The organism is Metallumcola ferriviriculae (assembly GCF_035573695.1).
Classification (GTDB): Bacteria; Bacillota; JADQBR01; order JADQBR01; family JADQBR01; genus Metallumcola; species Metallumcola ferriviriculae.
The window spans coordinates 1,850,865-1,867,726 of record NZ_CP121694.1 but is presented as its reverse complement, the minus strand read 5'-3'; the positions used below and the strand labels follow the sequence as shown (position 1 = coordinate 1,867,726).

The 16,862-nt window shown below is 43.3% G+C and carries 19 protein-coding genes and 1 other annotated feature; of the genes, 2 read left to right on the top strand and 17 right to left on the bottom strand.

Annotation, left to right across the window (positions count from 1 at the left end):
• Positions 1-178: 178 nt before the first annotated feature.
• The 10 genes from ileS to pgeF form a co-directional block, all read right to left on the bottom strand.
• The gene (gene ileS / locus MFMK1_RS09370) at positions 179-2,953 is read right to left on the bottom strand and encodes an isoleucine--tRNA ligase (protein WP_366921451.1); all 2,775 of its coding nucleotides are present in this window, start codon (positions 2,951-2,953) and stop codon (positions 179-181) included.
• Between the two features lie 60 nt (positions 2,954-3,013).
• Positions 3,014-3,236: a binding site (T-box leader), on the bottom strand.
• A 48-nt stretch (positions 3,237-3,284) separates the two neighbouring features.
• On the bottom strand, positions 3,285-3,569 hold the full coding sequence (locus tag MFMK1_RS09365) for a DUF167 domain-containing protein (protein WP_366921450.1): 285 nt from the start codon (positions 3,567-3,569) through the stop codon (positions 3,285-3,287).
• Positions 3,570-3,572: 3 nt separating this feature from the next.
• Entirely contained in the window at positions 3,573-4,040 is a 468-nt protein-coding gene (locus MFMK1_RS09360; protein ID WP_366921449.1) for a DivIVA domain-containing protein, read from the bottom strand.
• Positions 4,041-4,125: 85 nt separating this feature from the next.
• A complete protein-coding gene (locus tag MFMK1_RS09355; protein ID WP_366921448.1) occupies positions 4,126-4,914 on the bottom strand; it encodes a photosystem II electron transport protein, Sll1252 family in 789 nt (262 codons plus the stop codon).
• 31 nt (positions 4,915-4,945) lie between these two features.
• The gene (locus MFMK1_RS09350; protein WP_366921447.1) at positions 4,946-5,203 is read right to left on the bottom strand and encodes a YggT family protein; all 258 of its coding nucleotides are present in this window, start codon (positions 5,201-5,203) and stop codon (positions 4,946-4,948) included.
• A gap of 5 nt (positions 5,204-5,208) precedes the next feature.
• Positions 5,209-5,979, bottom strand: coding sequence for a pyrroline-5-carboxylate reductase (proC, locus tag MFMK1_RS09345; RefSeq protein WP_428846303.1), 771 nt, complete (start codon positions 5,977-5,979; stop codon positions 5,209-5,211).
• A gap of 48 nt (positions 5,980-6,027) precedes the next feature.
• Positions 6,028-6,483, bottom strand: coding sequence for a cell division protein SepF (locus MFMK1_RS09340; RefSeq protein ID WP_366921445.1), 456 nt, complete (start codon positions 6,481-6,483; stop codon positions 6,028-6,030).
• Positions 6,484-6,495: 12 nt separating this feature from the next.
• A complete protein-coding gene (locus tag MFMK1_RS09335) occupies positions 6,496-7,191 on the bottom strand; it encodes a YggS family pyridoxal phosphate-dependent enzyme (protein WP_366921444.1) in 696 nt (231 codons plus the stop codon).
• A 48-nt stretch (positions 7,192-7,239) separates the two neighbouring features.
• Positions 7,240-8,163 (bottom strand): biotin/lipoyl attachment domain-containing protein, encoded by a 924-nt coding sequence (locus MFMK1_RS09330; RefSeq protein WP_366924840.1) that lies wholly within the window; start codon positions 8,161-8,163, stop codon positions 7,240-7,242.
• An 84-nt stretch (positions 8,164-8,247) separates the two neighbouring features.
• A complete protein-coding gene (gene pgeF / locus MFMK1_RS09325; protein WP_366924839.1) occupies positions 8,248-9,060 on the bottom strand; it encodes a peptidoglycan editing factor PgeF in 813 nt (270 codons plus the stop codon).
• A 179-nt stretch (positions 9,061-9,239) separates the two neighbouring features.
• On the opposite strand from pgeF, the gene MFMK1_RS09320 reads away from it, so the two are divergent.
• Positions 9,240-10,676 carry a sensor histidine kinase gene (locus MFMK1_RS09320; protein WP_366924838.1) on the top strand — a complete coding sequence of 479 codons (1,437 nt, stop codon included), beginning with the start codon at positions 9,240-9,242 and terminating at the stop codon, positions 10,674-10,676.
• Positions 10,648-11,298 (top strand): response regulator, encoded by a 651-nt coding sequence (locus tag MFMK1_RS09315; RefSeq protein ID WP_366924837.1) that lies wholly within the window; start codon positions 10,648-10,650, stop codon positions 11,296-11,298. Before MFMK1_RS09320 ends, MFMK1_RS09315 begins: the two co-directional genes overlap by 29 nt.
• Here MFMK1_RS09315 and MFMK1_RS09310 read toward each other — a convergent pair whose 3' ends face one another.
• The 7 genes from MFMK1_RS09310 to sigG form a co-directional block, all read right to left on the bottom strand.
• Entirely contained in the window at positions 11,299-11,448 is a 150-nt protein-coding gene (locus tag MFMK1_RS09310; RefSeq protein WP_366924836.1) for a hypothetical protein, read from the bottom strand.
• A 275-nt stretch (positions 11,449-11,723) separates the two neighbouring features.
• Entirely contained in the window at positions 11,724-12,230 is a 507-nt protein-coding gene (gene nrdG, locus MFMK1_RS09305) for an anaerobic ribonucleoside-triphosphate reductase activating protein (protein ID WP_366924835.1), read from the bottom strand.
• A 46-nt stretch (positions 12,231-12,276) separates the two neighbouring features.
• Positions 12,277-14,289 carry an anaerobic ribonucleoside-triphosphate reductase gene (nrdD, locus tag MFMK1_RS09300; RefSeq protein WP_366924834.1) on the bottom strand — a complete coding sequence of 671 codons (2,013 nt, stop codon included), beginning with the start codon at positions 14,287-14,289 and terminating at the stop codon, positions 12,277-12,279.
• 21 nt (positions 14,290-14,310) lie between these two features.
• Positions 14,311-14,769 carry a transcriptional regulator NrdR gene (gene nrdR / locus MFMK1_RS09295; protein ID WP_366924833.1) on the bottom strand — a complete coding sequence of 153 codons (459 nt, stop codon included), beginning with the start codon at positions 14,767-14,769 and terminating at the stop codon, positions 14,311-14,313.
• A 247-nt stretch (positions 14,770-15,016) separates the two neighbouring features.
• Complete coding sequence (locus MFMK1_RS09290) at positions 15,017-15,283, bottom strand: YlmC/YmxH family sporulation protein (protein WP_366924832.1); 267 nt, start codon at positions 15,281-15,283, stop codon at positions 15,017-15,019.
• A 100-nt stretch (positions 15,284-15,383) separates the two neighbouring features.
• Complete coding sequence (spoIIR, locus tag MFMK1_RS09285; protein WP_366924831.1) at positions 15,384-16,007, bottom strand: stage II sporulation protein R; 624 nt, start codon at positions 16,005-16,007, stop codon at positions 15,384-15,386.
• Between the two features lie 23 nt (positions 16,008-16,030).
• The gene (sigG, locus tag MFMK1_RS09280) at positions 16,031-16,804 is read right to left on the bottom strand and encodes an RNA polymerase sporulation sigma factor SigG (RefSeq protein ID WP_366924830.1); all 774 of its coding nucleotides are present in this window, start codon (positions 16,802-16,804) and stop codon (positions 16,031-16,033) included.
• Between the last annotated feature and the right edge of the window lie 58 nt (positions 16,805-16,862).

The window sequence follows — 16,862 nt, the reverse complement described above, 5'->3', positions numbered from 1 at the left end:
CCTTGATAGTAACTTATACAAAACTGGATTTTTTATTATTTTGCCTGTAAAGCCATATTTTAAACAATTTTTTGGACAACAACTCAACCTAATCTTTTTTATATTTTATGCATAAAGGTACACAAAAAAAACTCCATCCAAAAGAGGACGGAGTTGCTAAAGTTTTGCCGAAGTTCCCTTATAAATTTTTTACAACCGTAGCGCAGCGTTTGCAAACAGTCGTGTGGTCGGGGTCCTGACCCACATAATCACTGAACTGCCAACAACGTTCGCACTTTTCGCCCGGCGCCTGTCCTGCCTGAATAGTTAAATCAGGAACTTCCTGGCTGGTAACTGCATCAGCCGGTGCCTTATCCAGTTGTAAGAGCCTTACATCGGAGACAATAAAAATTTCGGAAAGCCGATCACGGAGCGGCTCCAGGAATTCGTATAATTTGCCGCCGGCATAAAGATTTACCTGCGCATTCAACGAATGGCCAATAACTTTCTGTTGCCGGGCTTTTTCCAATACCTTGGCAACTTCTTCCCTAATACTGATAATCTTAGCCCATTTTTCTTCCAATTGGACGTCAAAATACTTTTCTTCGACTTGGGGCCATGCTGCCAGTTGAACACTAAACAAATCTTCTTCTTTTGGCAGATGCTGCCAGATTTCCTCACTGGTAAAAGCCAACACCGGTGCCAGAAGACGTACCAAAGTATCAATAATTTTGTAAATAGTGGTTTGTATCGCTCTTCGCATATCACTGTCCGGTTCTGAACAATATAACCTATCTTTGATAATATCGAGGTAAAATGAACTCATATCCACCACACAAAAATTGTGCACGGCATGATAAACCACATGAAACTCATAAGTTTCATAAGCATTAGTTACTTTAGCTACCAGCTTGTTAAGACGCATCAGTGCCCAACGGTCCAACTCCGACAGTTTATCATCGGATACCATATCTTTACTCGGGTCGAAGTCATAAAGATTACTTATGATAAATCGGGAGGTATTTCTGATTTTGCGGTATGCTTCTGTCATCTGCTTCATGATATTGGGTGATGCAGCCACATCCCGCTTGTAATCAGCAGAACTTACCCAAAGCCTCAAGATGTCGGCGCCCATTTTGTCGCTTACTTCCATGGGGTCAATACCATTCCCCAGCGATTTAGACATTTTTCTACCCTTCTCATCCACCAAAAAACCATGGGTTAAAACTGCCTTATATGGCGCCTTACCCCGAGTGGCTACTGCTGTTGATAAGGAAGAGTTAAACCAGCCCCGATGTTGGTCACTTCCTTCTAGATAAAGGTCAGCCGGCCATGCCAACTCAGGACGCTGCTCTAGTACCGCTGCATGGCTGGAACCAGAATCAAACCATACGTCCATAATGTCTGTTTCCTTATGGAATTCGCCGTGGCCGCATTTATCACACTTTAACCCTTCGGGTACCAATTCGTTGGCTTCCTTGGCAAACCAAATATTAGAACCGTGTTCGCGGAACAAATCCTGAACATGATTGATGGTCTCATCATTGATAATTTCCTTATTACATTTATCACAATAGAAAATAGGAATGGGCACGCCCCAAGTGCGTTGACGAGAAATACACCAATCACCGCGTTCTGCAACCATATTATGAATACGGTCTTTACCCCATGCAGGTATCCATTGTACCTGGTCAATTTCATCTAACGCATTTTGACGAAAACCGTCAATTGAGGCAAACCACTGTTCGGTTGCCCGAAATATGACCGGATGTTTGCAGCGCCAACAATGGGGATATTGGTGCTTGATAAAAGACAGGTTTAATAAAGCTCCTGCCTGATCCAACGCTTCAGTAACAGCCTTATTGCCTTCATCATATTTAAGTCCGCTGAATTGTCCGACTTCATCGGTAAATCGGCCATTATCATCAATTGGAGATAATATTTGCAGGTTATATGCTTTACCTACTTCATAATCCTCAAGACCATGGCCGGGAGCAGTGTGTACGCAGCCGGTCCCTTGTTCAAGGGTAACATGGTCACCGAGAATAACCAAGGAATCCCGTTCAAAGAGGGGATGTCGACATACGATTCGTTCCAGATCAGACCCCTGGAAATTGCCTACAACAGAATAATCTTCAATGCCGCACTGTTCCATCACCTGCTGAGACAATTCCTTGGCTACCAAAAGCTTTCCTTGGGGTGTTTCCAACAACACATATTCAAACTGTGGTTGAACAGCTATCGCCAAATTAGCAGGGATAGTCCAGGGCGTGGTCGTCCAGATAACTACAAAAGTATTATCTTCAGGGAGAACGTCTAGTCCGTCCTTAACCGCAAACTTAACAAAAATAGACGGAGATTTTTTGTCTTGATAGTCAATTTCTGCCTCTGCTAGTGCAGTCTGGCAATCTGCGCACCAGTAAACCGGTTTTAACCCTTTATAAATAAATCCTTTTTTGGCCATCTCGCCAAAAACACCAATTTGGGCCGCTTCAAATTCCGGAGCTAAAGTAATGTAAGGCCTGTCCCAGTCACCACGTATTCCTAAGCGCTTAAATTGTTCTTTTTGAATTTCAACAAATTTCAATGCATATTCCGTGCACTCATTCCTAAACTCTACAATGCTGGTCTTGTCCCTATCTAACCCTAAGTTCTTAATCGCCTGCTGCTCAATTGGCAGGCCGTGGGTATCCCATCCCGGAACATATGGTGCATCATAACCGGCCATAGAACGGTACTTTACCACCATATCCTTAAGGACCTTATTTAACGTATGACCCAAATGTATGTTGCCGTTCGCATAAGGGGGGCCATCATGAAGAATGAATTTGGGTTTTCCCTGTGATTGCTCCTGCACCTTCTGGTAGATATCTTCCCTTTCCCACATTGCCAGAACCTCTGGTTCACGCTGGGGTAATTTAGCCCGCATGGGGAAGTCGGTCTTAGGTAAATTTAGTGTCTCATTGTATTCCATTTTTCGTCACCTCTTCAGACTTTCGTTTGTTTTTTATTAAATAAATAAAACCCCTCATCCTTTAAGGACGAGAGGTAACCCGCGGTACCACCTTAATTACAGGTATTAGCTAACCTGTCTCTTACCATGCATTAACGGCGCACACCGAAAAACCCTACTTGTTAAATCTTTTCGGGGTTTTAGTTCAGGAGTGATATTGTCCAATGCATGTACCCGGCTTCCACCTTTCCGAGTTCGCTGCAAACAGAGGTATTTGACAACTAGTCTCCTTCATCACTTTTGTCTATAAAATTAGCTATTATTATACCGATAAGAAAAACATAAGTCAAATTCACTCAGTTAAACCACGTATATCTGCAGCAGACACACCCTTAATCTCCAAGGTTTTTGTTCTTCCCTTAAATCCAGCCACCAATTTAACGTTCTTCTTCGGTACAGAAAGCCTATTCGCGAAAAATTCCACACAGGCTTTATTCGCCTCACCGTCCACCGGCGGCGCAGTAAGTCTTAGCTTTAACATATCCTGGTAGACACCAGAAACTTCGTTCTTCGATGCTCTGGGCTGAACCCTAATCCTAAAGCGTACCACATCGTCAGTATGCTCAATATTAAGCACGGTCTATTCCTCCACACTAAGGCTTTGACCCGAGGCAGCTTCCTCCAACAGCTCAATTTGACTGAGCAGCGCCGCTTTGAATTGAGCTTTAAACACTTTGGTCTGCTGTATTAACCTTCGCTGCTCTTCATTTATTTTTGCCGTTTGTGCTTCTGCCGCTGATACAATTTTTTCTCCCTTAAATCTTGCCTCATTATAGAGCATTTCCGCTTCCTTTTCGGCATTTTTGCGCAATTCGTCGGCAGTTTCTTGAGCTAATACCAAAGTCTTATTAAGTGTCCCTTCAAGATCACGGTAATGAGAGAGACTCTCCTCCATTTCAGCAAATTCCTGTTTGAGTCTAAGGTTTTCCTTATATAGCTGCTCATAATCCTTAAGTACTTTATCCAAGAAGTTATCAACTTCCTCTTCATTATAACCGCGAATGGAGCGGCGGAATTCCTTTTCACCAATGTCCAATGGAGTAAGCATCGTGGTTCCCTCCCTTTTTCCCCTCTATTTTCGACAGTCAAACCCCCGATACCTGCTTATGGTATTCTGGTTCAACCTAAAATAACTAAATCCAGCGTTCCAGCACCAAGTGCTGGCGACCTTTCTTACTCTTTCCTTTTATTTCTTTCACCATTACCCTGCCTCTGTTGCGACAGGATATAAGATCCCCCACTTCAACATCCGCCGCTGAGTTAGTCTCAGGTTTCCAATTCAATCGCACTCGCTGCGCCTTGATTTCGCTACTCATTTTGCTGCGAGAAACTCCAAATCCCGCTGCCGCTACAGTATCTAGCCTCATAGATGCTACAGTCGCCGTGATAGTTTTACTTTTGGTCTCAGCAAATTCCAGATTATTAACGCTGCGAATTTCTGTAGTCACCGGCACCTGATGAATACTTGTCAAATTTATATCCGCGTACTGAGCAACCTCCCTATCCATCAATACTTGACACCCTTGTGACATCACAAGCAGGTCTCCCACCATTTCCCGCTTGATCCCCATGGATAATATCGCCCCTAAGAAATCCCGATGGCTGACGTGAATAAAACTAAAATTCCCTTCTATCCACAGGCAGACTATATTAGAAGATAGCTGCTCCTTAGCAATAAATTGAGGTGCTACCACCAGTCGCTTACGTTCTGCAGCAGCATAGCCCCCCAAAAAGTCAAAACTAATATCCGCAATATTTTTTAAAACCCCTACAGCCAACTCAGCGTGATAGGGGTCAAGAAAGTTTGAAATCTGCTCCTTATTTCGCTCAATAGCATTATCCACCAGGTCAAGTAAGCGTATCAATGTTTCGCGTGCTTCTCTATCGTTAATATGTGATAAAAGCTGTTGCCTGTCCAACATTCGTTTCAACACCTCAAACTTTTGTCATTTCTTAAAATAACCTTAGTAATAAATACCTAACAAAATATAGCACCATAATCGCAATAAACGGAGAAAAATCCACTGGCAAAGTACCTCTAGGCATGAGCCGCCTGAAGGGCGCTAAAATTGGTTCAGTAGTTTCGTTAATAAAACGGACTACCGGATGATAAGGATCGGGACGAATAAAAGAAAGAAACACCCTCGCTATTATCAGCCAGTACACCACTTCAAAAGCTATGTCAATAATTAATCTTAAATCAAAAGGCATTTGCTTCACTCCCCATTTAATTCGGCTGCTCGGTTCATGGCTGTGATGACAGCTTCAATCAGTGCCGCGCGCACACCATTTTTTTCCAACGAATACAATGCTGAAATGGTAGTACCGCCCGGTGAGGTCACTGCATCTTTCAACTGTGCCGGATGACTCCCGGTTTCTTTGACCATAGCGGCAGAGCCAATTACAGTCTGTGTGGCAAGTTGTAGGGCCATGTGCCTATCCAACCCGGCCAAGACACCGGCGTCCGCTAATGCTTCTATTATTAAATAAACATACGCAGGGCCGCTGCCACTTAATCCAGTTACCGCATTTAGATACTTTTCTTCAGTAATAACGACCTGTCCCACCGACGACAAAATAGTTTTGGCTTTGGCTGAGTGCTCTTCCGTTACGGTTTCGCCTGGTGCCATTGCGGAAATACCCTGGCCAATAAGGCACGGTGTATTTGGCATAACGCGAATAATAGGTTGTTTGTCGGGCAGCATTTCAGATAACTTATTAATTGTAATACCTGCCGCAATAGAAACCACCAACCGATGAGAAAAGATCTCCCGCAGAGGGCCTACTACCCGCTGCATCAATTGAGGTTTTACTGCTAGGATTACCAAGTCTGCTTGAGAAATTACCCACTTATTATCAGAGGAAACATTTACCCCGTAAACTTCCTGTAAATACTTCTGTCTAGCTTCATTTATTTCTCCAACAAACACATTTTGCTGGGAAATCAGATTACTTGTCACGATACCGCTGATAATGGCTTCCGCCATTTTACCGCCACCGATAAAACCGATGGAATAATCCACGAGCTAACCTCCTTATCCAGAAAAATTATTCATAAATGAAAAAATATTCTTTTCACTTGTTTCTTCATCAAAATGTCCACTGATATCTATATTCTGTGGCATAAACAAGAATATAGCTGCTGACAATTTTTGCATACTCCCTCCCAATGCATAGGTAGAACCGCTAAGGAAATCTACTATCCGCTGCGCCACTTCTTTATCGGTGCTTTCTAAATTCAATATTACCGGCCTACGGTTTTTCAAATTATTAGCAATATCTTGCACCTCGTCAAAAGTTCGCGGCTTAAGAAACACCATCTTCACTGGCTGCTGAGCACTTTGTAAGCTCACTACATTAGCTTTACGATTCCGCTTCATTTCCTGCCAATCCGAAGTGTGTTCTTCCGGTTCGCTGTCATAGTAGTCATCCACGTCATCCTTCTCAAAACCTATAAAGGACAAAACCTTGTCAAGTACTTTATTACCCATATGGCCCCCTCCTTATGTATCTGTACGACTGCCAAATATGGCACTACCAACACGTACCATGGTAGCTCCTTCCTCTATAGCTACCATGTAATCGTTACTCATTCCCATTGACAATATATCCATATCAACACCCGCAAGTTCTAGTTGGGAAATCTCTTCCTTGAGCTCGCTTAGGCGTCGAAATATCGGGCGCGCTGCTTCGGCATCATCATTATGGGGAGCCATAGTCATCAAGCCCCGCACATGTATCTGCTTAAACTTCTGAACCCGCCGTATAAAAGGCAATACTTCTTCAACCGCCATTCCATGTTTACTCTCTTCTTGAGCTACATTAACTTGAATTAACACGGAAATGCATAATTTTTGCGCAGCAGCCCTTTTCTCCAACTCCTTTGCCAAGGACATCCTGTCCAAAGAATGTATTAAGCAGACCTTGTCAATTATGTACTTCACCTTATTGGATTGCAGATGGCCTATCATGTGCCATGATACCGGCGTGGAAACCCGTTCATATTTTTCCCTGATTTCCTGCACCTTATTTTCTCCGAAATGCCTCATACCTAAGCCAACTGCCTCATTTATGGTTTCCACGGGCAGTGTCTTGGTAACGGCGATTAGTTCTACATCCTGAGAACGGCGGCCTGAACTGGTCACAGCCCAGGCAATATTTCCCTTTACGCCATTTAACGCTTCTTCCATTGATGACATACTCCGGCCTCCTACATTAAAGGTTCTCTACAATGAAAATATTTCCTGCTATTTCTTCTGCAGGATTTTTCCCGCATTTGAAGCTACGCGCATATTGGGTTGAAGACCTTTGACTGCAACCTGTTCATTTAATCGTCCAATCACTTCTACCGGGACCCATTGTAAGTTTCCGTCCCTTGCTTGAAAAACGCCGGTCTTGCCACCCTTAATAACTAAAGCCGCTTCCGGCAGAATGATACCGGTATATTTCCTTCCTTGAACTATTACATTCAAACGAGTTTTACCGTCAGCAACACCGGCAGGAGCTTCCAACAGAGCAAGTCGGCGCCCATTGCTATTTTCCAAGCGCTTTATCACCGCACTTTGCACTAAGCCCGTACCTTTAACGGCTAAACTATCCCCTACCTTTAGTGTTGGGTAAAATCCCGATGTTAATTCAATAGCCAAAAACACGGGGCGCAGGTTATTTACAACCCTGGCAATTACCTCACCGCGGCTTACTCTATCGTTATCTCTTGTTCCTGCAGTACGCAGTGTCATTAATTTTTCTAAGTCCATCTGATTTATTAGTTTGGTGTTTGCAGGGACGGCGGATATATCGGTAGAAAGGTTTATAACACCAGCGATGGGCGTTTTCACTGTAAAAACTTTGCTCATACCATTGACATCAAAACCTGCCGCCTGTACTTCAGCTACTGCTGTTCCAACCGGTATCCGCATCCCGTCCTTGACCAAGTAATTAACTTGTCCCGATGCAGGGCTGGGAAGGTTTTCTCCTTCGGCAAATACCAGTGCCTCCACTTGAATACTTTCTTCCAGCGCTCCATTTTGCACGGGTTTCAGGTCAATCATATAACGCTCAACTATTTCTGTGGCATGAAACAGAGTGAATACCGCTATAACAATAAAAATCACTGCCCAAGCGAATTTTCTTCTGCGCTTTTGTTCTTGGTTTCTTTTTCCTCTTTTCATCTATGTCTCTCCCGGTTTTTATAAGTGTGTATTTTCTCTTTGCTTGACTCTCTACAACACATTAGCGGCAATACCAAAGTAAAATTATCTTTCACGCATGATCATAGCTGCCATGCGTCCCGTTTTTCCTTTATCCCGTCGATAAGAAAAGAATAATTCTTCCCGGCAGGAAGTACATAATCCCGTAATGTAAATATTATCCTTTGATAGGCCAACTTCCTGCAAAACTTTGCTATTGGCAGACCACAAGTTGAGCAGAGAATGCTCCTCGTCCTCGGTCTTAAAGATATCATCAACTTCGGAAAATGCCCTATGAAAAGCTTTCACCACCGGTTGGTCAACCTGATAACAACACGGTCCGATGGAGGGTCCGATAATTGCTCTTATATTCTTTAACTGGCAATTGTATGCTTGCCGCATCCGATTGACTGCCGCCGCGGCAATCTTTAGCACCGTACCTTTCCAACCCGCATGGACTACGCCCACAATGCCATTAGTCTCATCCAGCAGAAAGATTGGGACACAATCAGCATAAAATGTAACAAGGGGTAGCCCAACTTCCCGAGTCAACATACCGTCGGTATCCGTTAACGCGTAACTGTAGTCATCACTGCCTTGGCCGGCGTGGCATTTTCCCACGTCCACCAGATTGCTGCCATGAGTTTGCTGGGCTGTTACCCATTTGCTAAGAGGCATATTAACCGCCCGGCCAAGTTGCTCTCTATTTCTCACCACATTATAGGTATCGTCACCGGTGTGCAAACCTAAATTCAAACTCTGATAAGGCGGCTGGCTTACTCCGCCGGTACGACAAGAAAAGCAAGTAAGAATATTATTTATGCCGGTATACTTTATGTATTGAATACCATCAGTTTCACAGAGCATGTGCCCTAACAAATTTACACCATTCCTTTCTGGTAAACCTTGACGAATTTTTCACTACAATATAATATTAAAGCAAAATAACTAAAAATACCAGCACCCCACAAGGTCTTCAAGCCGGAGGGTCAGAGTACGTTCGTAAATCTGGTTAGGTACCAAGCACTTTTACCTTTCCTTATTTAAGGTGATGACTTATGCCTGATAACTTATGGACACACAATCTGGCCCTTTCTGATTTCCTCACCGGCTTAGTTTTCTTCCTGATGGGGTTTGTTATTTTGCTGCAATTCTTTCAATATAATAAGCGAAGCAACTTAAAGCTTATCAGTACTGTCTGGCTGCTAGCTGTCTTTGGCTTGCTGCACGGCTTGGCAAAATGGCTTAATTTCTTTTTAACCTTCATCTTTTTTGATATTACCGCCAACAGTTTTCATACATGGCAAACCATTACCGTCGTTATCACAGCTTTATCCTTTATATTCCTTTATTTATTTGGCGTTGAGCTTTTGGTGCATACCTTTAAACGTTTTCATTATCTTAGATTTACTGCGTTGATTGCCACCTTTCTATGGGCATCAATCTTTCTAGTTTCTTACCATCAGGAAAACCCAGTTTGGTTAAAGCAAAGTACCGCCTGGTCCTATTTCTTGTTAGCTTTTCCCGGGGCGATACTAGTCTCTTTAGCTTTAATAACCCAGATCAAAGATTTCACCAGGTTAAACATCCCGAAACTTTCCAATGCTGTCTACGGTGCCACTGTTTCTTTCACATTATACGCTGTCTCTACCGGAGCAGTTTTCCCCCGTTGGCAGAGTTTTTTCATGACAGCCAAGACCGCAATGACCATCTTTCCGGAGCCCAGCCCGTATATGCAGTTATTACGCGCAGTGTGCGGGATAGGCATGGCCTATTTCATCTTAAAAATTATGCGTACCTTTAATCTAGAGGGAAGTAAGAAGTTGGAGTTGGCAAATATCTCACAAGCTATTCTCGAAGAACGCGACCGTATCAGCAGGGATTTACACGATGGAGTCATTCAATCTCTTTATGGGGTAGGACTTAGTCTGGAGTTAATTTTTAACAAGACAGATCCGTCAAATACCGAGGCCGCCGGTCAATTAAAATATATATTAGATAAGCTGGATGAAACTACGCAATCAATTCGTCAATATATTCAAGGGCTAAGCCCGGTGGAAAAGCATACCTTCACTCTTCAGGAAGCAGTCAGTGCCTTGACCCGCGAATTATCCCAACAGACTAACCTGCAAATCCAGGTTAATTGGGCGGGAGGCAGCGAGTATCAACTAACTACTAGCCAAGTGAATCATATCTTTCACATTGTTCAAGAGGCATTATACAATGCAGCAAAACATGCTAAAGCCACTACCCTGAAGTTAGACTTTAGCACGGACCACAAGCATCTGACCATTTCACTCTTTGACAACGGGGTGGGCTTATCCCACCGAAAGCTCACGGCATCTCAACGGGGTCTGAGGAATATTCAGGAAAGAGCGTCCCTTTTAGGTGGAAATATAGCTTTATCCAGCAAAAATAATCAAGGTACCACTTTAACAATAATAGTTCCTTGGGAGGGTAAACAATATGCACAAAATCAGGCTACTACTGGTTGACGACCATCAAGTAGTTCGTCTGGGATTGAAGTCTCTTTTCGAGGCCTGCGTAGATATGCAGGTTGTGGGTGAAGCAAGTTCAGTAATGGAGGCGATAATAAAGGCTGCGCAGATTAATCCCGATGTAATCATTATGGATGTGCGACTGCCGGATGGAACAGGAGTTGATGCGTGTAGAGAAATTCGTCAAGCTAACCCTGAAGCCAAAGTAATCATGCTTACATCTTTTGCCGATGACGAAGCATTGTTTGGCTCCATTATGGCGGGGGCTGAAGGGTATGTTCTTAAGAAGATTTGGAGCGGACAACTGGTAGATGCGGTGCGCAAAGTGGCAGGGGGGGAATCCTTATTGGACCCGCAAGTGACTGCCCGAGTACTGCAGCAGTTTAAAAATATGGCAGCAAATAACGATGAAGCAAATGAAGAAACAATTGCCCAACTGACTAAACAAGAAAAAAAGGTTTTAGCTCTTTTAGCGGAAGCCAAAACCAATCGTGAAATAGCCCATTCATTGTATTTAAGTGAAAAAACCGTACGCAATTACGTCAGCAATATCTTTCGTAAGTTAAATCTTAAAAATCGTGCTGAAGCGGCACTTTTCGCCAAGCAAATGAAGGATTAGTTACCAATAGAAAATCATTGCGGTAGCAAAGGTTGTTATTACGGCCAGATAAAATAGAGAAGCCACTGCTAATCCAAAGTACCCTACTGTTTTCTCCCCAAATTTCTCTGCGCCGGCGGCCATTCCAAACATGATTGCTAGAACGTCCATTTTATACACCTCCTTGGGTCTCTCAGGACTCCACCTCTAGGCTACCACAGGATTAATGGCTTTGGGATCTACCTCTAATGGGTTTAAGTCCTCAAGCTCCCTCTCCAGGGCTGCCGCCTTTTAGGCTGTGCCTTTGGGAAGGTTCCTTGATATAATTATACGAAAGTATTCAGAATAATTAAACAGGACAAATGTCCCAAATTACAGGGACTGTTGACACCTTTAATGGTTAACTCATTCGCCACGGTGCAAGAAAAGGCAGCAAAAAGCGGTACTCACGAAACAAGTACCGCTTCACCTAACTCTAACGAATGTTTAACTTCAATTATCCGTTGGTTTCTTGAGCCACGAAAGGGCAAACCCAGATCTTTTTGGTCTTTAAGGTAAGGGCCGTCCACCAAAAAATCACTTACAGCCAGCAGCCGTCGGTAATCATCGTTAATTTTACTTAGAGCAACCAATTCCTCAAAAAGAAAGCCAGTATAAGTAAAGATATCATGACCTTTTCCTAAATTTTTTAGTTGTTCCCCCAGTTCGGCCAATGCCCCTGCCTGATAAAAAGGCTCCCCACCAGAAAAGGTTACTCCTCGTATCAACGGTGCTGCTTTAACCATTTTTATTAAGTTTTCAACCGTCTCCACCTTACCCCCGTTGGGGTCATGGGTATCGGGATTATGACATTCAGGGCATCCATGTGGGCAGCCTTGGGAAAAAATAACCAGGCGTATACCAGGCCCATCCACTACACTTTCCCGCACAACCCCGGCCACTCTAATTCGCATTAAAAACGCTCCCTTGCTTTATGTGGAATGCTGTATCATCGGCCGCCTACAAATGAGAAACGCGGTCTTCAAGTTCAGCTCGTTTGGCATCATTAAATCTATCAACCGTGCTAAAATAACCCGTGATGCGCCTGACCCTTTTGATTGCCTGGGAACCGCAAACCGGACACTCATCTTGGTCAATTACTCCCAAGTGGCTGCAGCTAAGACAAAAGTCAATGGGGAAATTAATACCCGCATAACCCATATCATTGGCAGCCATATGTCTGATGATGGTCTCAATAGATTCAGGGTTATGCACCGGCGGTGCCTCTAACTCAACATAGCTTATATGCCCCGCGCTGGTGAACTTATGATAAGGTCCCTCCTTGGCCACCTTATCAAACATGTTGATAGCATAAGATACCGGTACATGGAAGGAGTTAGTATAGTATTCTTTGTCAGTAATTCCCTCTATAATACCAAACTGTTCCCGGTCAATGTCCACAAAGCGTCCTGAAAGACCCTCTGCCGGTGTTGCCAGCAGGCTGTAATTCAAGCCATAAGCATCAGCAGCAGCATCTACCTTTTGACTCATGTGGGCAACAATTTCCAACCCCAGTTCCTGGGCTTGATTGGACTGACCGTGGTGTTCCCCAATGAGACCGATCAAGGTTTCCGCAAGGCCGATAAAGCCAATCGAAAGAGTACCGTGTTTGATAGCCTCTTCTATCCTGTCCTCCATCTTTAATTTATCCGAATCCAGGTAAAGGTGCTGCCCCATTAAAAATGGCATATCTTTCACCTTCAAATTTGCCTGGATGCGGTAACGATGATAAAGCTGACGTGCAACCAGATCAATGGCTTTATCTAGACTCTCGTAAAACTTGTCTAAATTACCTTTGGCTTTGATGGCCAGTCTGGGCAGGTTGATAGTAGTGAAGGAAAGATTTCCTCTTTTCTCCGTTATTTCCGATCCCACTTTGTTGGACATCACCCGGGTACGACAGCCCATATAGCTTACTTGATCACCATAAGTACTGTTGAATGAAGAATCCATAAAGCTAAATGTTGGATTCATCCGTTTTGCCGCCACCCTTATCGCTAATTGAAACAAATCAAAGTTGGGGTCTCCCTTTTCAAAGTTTATACCCTTTTTTAACCGAAAAATTATATTGGGAAATATTGGGTTCTCCCCATGCCCAAGACCTTTTTCATAAGCAAGCAGCAAGCTTCGGGTTACCTTTCTGCCTGCTTCAGTTTGGTCAGTGCCAACATTAAGACTACTAAAAGGCACTTGGGCTCCCGCCCTGCTATGCATCGAGTTTAAATTATATATTAATGCCTCCATGGCCTGATAGATCTCTTCATCCGTTGCATCGGCTACAAAAGGTGCAATATCCCGATCGAAAAAGGGGAAAGATTGTCCGCCGTGCATATCATTCTGGGAGCTCTGAAGTATTATGGCTGCCAAAGCTGTTGCAGATGCAGCCCTTTTGGGAGGGCGGATAAAACCATGGCCGTTATTAAACCCTTTGCTCAGTAATTCCCCCAAGGGAATTTGGACACATGTGAGGGTCTTTCCATAAAAATCTAAGTCATGCATATGTATATCACCCGTACTGTGGGCACGTGAAAACTCTTCCGGTATTAAACGAGAGAGATAATAAGATTTACTGGCAGCACTGGCAATCTGCAGCATCTTAGCCGAAGGTGAATTGCTGACATTGGCATTTTCACGGTTTGTTTCCACTAAGATGGATTCCACTGCATCCATTAAATCTGTTCTGGCATCACGAATACGGGTACGCTTGTCCCGATATAGTATATATGCTTTGGCGGTACGGGCATGTCCCTCTTCAATTAAAATCTTCTCCACAGCATCCTGTACATCCTCAACCGAAAATATGTCCCCGTTAAAACTAGATTTTAAATGCTTCAGTACCTCTATAGTTATCTCCATAGCAGTTTGCCGGTCCTCGCCCCCTTGTGCTTCAGCAGCGGAAAAGATGGCGTTAGTAATCTTCGCTTCATTAAAATCTACCACTCTGCCATCTCTTTTCATAACCCTTTCAAACATTAATAGCCCCTCCCTGGAAAATTATTTATCGTTTTTTAATAAAGCTTCCAATTCCTGCCTAAACGTATTTAAATCTTTAAACTGCCGATAAACCGAAGCAAATCGCACATAGGCAACTTCATCCAATTGCTTAAGTCTGTCCATTACTAATTCACCCACAACTTCGCTGGATACTTCTCGCTCCATGGAATTAAGCAACTCCCGATCGATTTCGTCTACTGCCTTTTCCAACTGTTTGGTTGGAATGGCCCGCTTTTCGCAAGCCTTTATAATTCCCCCCAGAAGTTTACTCCGGTCAAACATTTCTCTGCGCCCGTCCTTTTTTACCACAACCAACGGAACCGCTTCCACCCGTTCGTAGGTAGTAAAACGTCTCTCACATTCCAGGCATTCCCTGCGTCTGCGTATGGCACATCCCTCTTCAGCTGGACGAGAGTCAACAACTTTAGAGTCTGCAAAACCACAAAAAGGACACTGCATCGCCAAACCTCCCTTAAATAACTTGAAATACGACAAACATGAGCCAATAAAAAAAGGATATTAATCCCACGCCGCGAAGCTATTTTATTGTTGACAACAATAGACTAAATGGGAAATCATCCTTGCAATACAAAATATTGTGTTGTAATCTATTATATTCCACTAAATATAGGGTGTCAAGATGCCTGAAAAATTATCAAAAACAAAAATAGCACCTTTTAGGTGCTTAGATTTTTTATCTGCTCCATTATTCCTCCCGGTCATGTTTGGGGTCTACGAAATTTTGCATTTCTACTAATATTACATCCACCCCAACTTTAAAAATGTGCTTCCACTCAATAGCAATGTCTTCATTTCTTCGCAAAAACGATAGAAACCGATTTTCCCCCGGCAAGATTAATGATTTTATTCTACCCGCATCCAAATCTAATTCTATATCCTTGATATAACCTAAACTGCGACCATCTGCCACATTGATGACTGTGCGGCTGCGTAATTCGGAAATTTTCACCATACTAGTAGTCACCCCCATGTCCTTTAATTATATTTATATGCAAAAAAGTAAAAATAGTGCATAAAAAAAACATGGCTTCCGCCATGCCTATTCAATCTTCCTATTTCGTTTTCACTTCTTTCCTGCTCAGACGATGCTGCCCATTTCCTTTTAATAATTCCAGCACTTTGAATCTGACCTTAATATTCTTTTGATTTTTTCCTCCGGTAAAGGCAGGTAATACATCCTGCGAAACATCTTTAGCCAGACTATTGGATATGTCCACAAAACATAGGGGCGGAAAAAGAATACACCACCAGTTTTCCCCTGAACCCTCACCAATTACTACCCTTAGCGCTTGATATCGTCCCGCTGGCAAAGTAATGGACCCGTAAGATTTGACAGGAAAATCAAATTCTCCTAATAGTGCTTCAACAGAGTAAGAATAACCTTGACGCCTAACTTCCTGCTGAGCCACACTCTCAATCTCACTTAAGTTATTCAGAATTAAGGACTGGACCTGTTCCACACTTATTGCTTCTGATAACAGACCGCCAAATCTTTTCAAAATTTCATCCCGGACATCCCTTTTTAACTGCTGGTCTGCCTCAGTATCACTGTTGGCAATGACGTGAAACCTGACTAATTGGTCATGAGTTGCAGTAACATTTTCCGGCTGTAAAGCCAACACCAGCAGGCTGGTTAAAGCTGCTATCCCCAATAATAGTAATATTCTCCGTCCCATTTAATACAATCCTCCCCGTTACTTTAAACATACTTTTGCATATGTACTAACGCCGCCTTTTCTAAGCGAGAGACTTGGGCTTGAGATATGCCTATCTCATCAGCCACCTCCATCTGAGTTTTTCCTTCGAAAAAGCGCAGCGTTAAAATTAACTTCTCACGATAGTTTAACCTGCGCAGAGCTTCCCTAACGGAAATATCCTCCAGCCAACTAGTATCAACATGTTTATCATCGCCTATCTGGTCCATCACAAAAATGGGGTCACCACCATCGTGATAAATGGGCTCAAACAAAGATATGGGTTCTTGGATTGCATCTAGGGCAAAGATTATATCCTCCTGAGGAATTTTCAATACATTGGCAATTTCTGATATGGCCGGTTCCCGCGAATGCTTATTGACCAGCGAATCCCTTACCTGTAAGGCTTTGTAAGCAATGTCTCTTAAAGAACGGCTAACGCGAATGGGATTATTATCCCGCAGGTAGCGACGTATTTCGCCGATAATCATGGGAACAGCATATGTCGAGAATTTAACGTTTTGTTCCAAATCAAAATTATCAATTGCCTTTAAAAGGCCGATACAACCCACCTGAAACAAATCGTCCACGTATTCCCCTCTATTGGTAAATCGCTGAATTACACTGAGTACCAGACGCAGATTGCCGTTAACCAATTTCTCTCGAGCCTTTTCTTCCCCCTGATGCATCTGCCTAAACAGTTTGCGCATTTCTTCATTCTTCAACACGGGCAGCTTAGAAGTATTAACACCGCATATTTCCACCTTGTTGGTCATCAATGAAGAGACCCTCCTTTTGGTTAAAAGGCTCTTTATTTCATTTCAAAGTATTACCAAG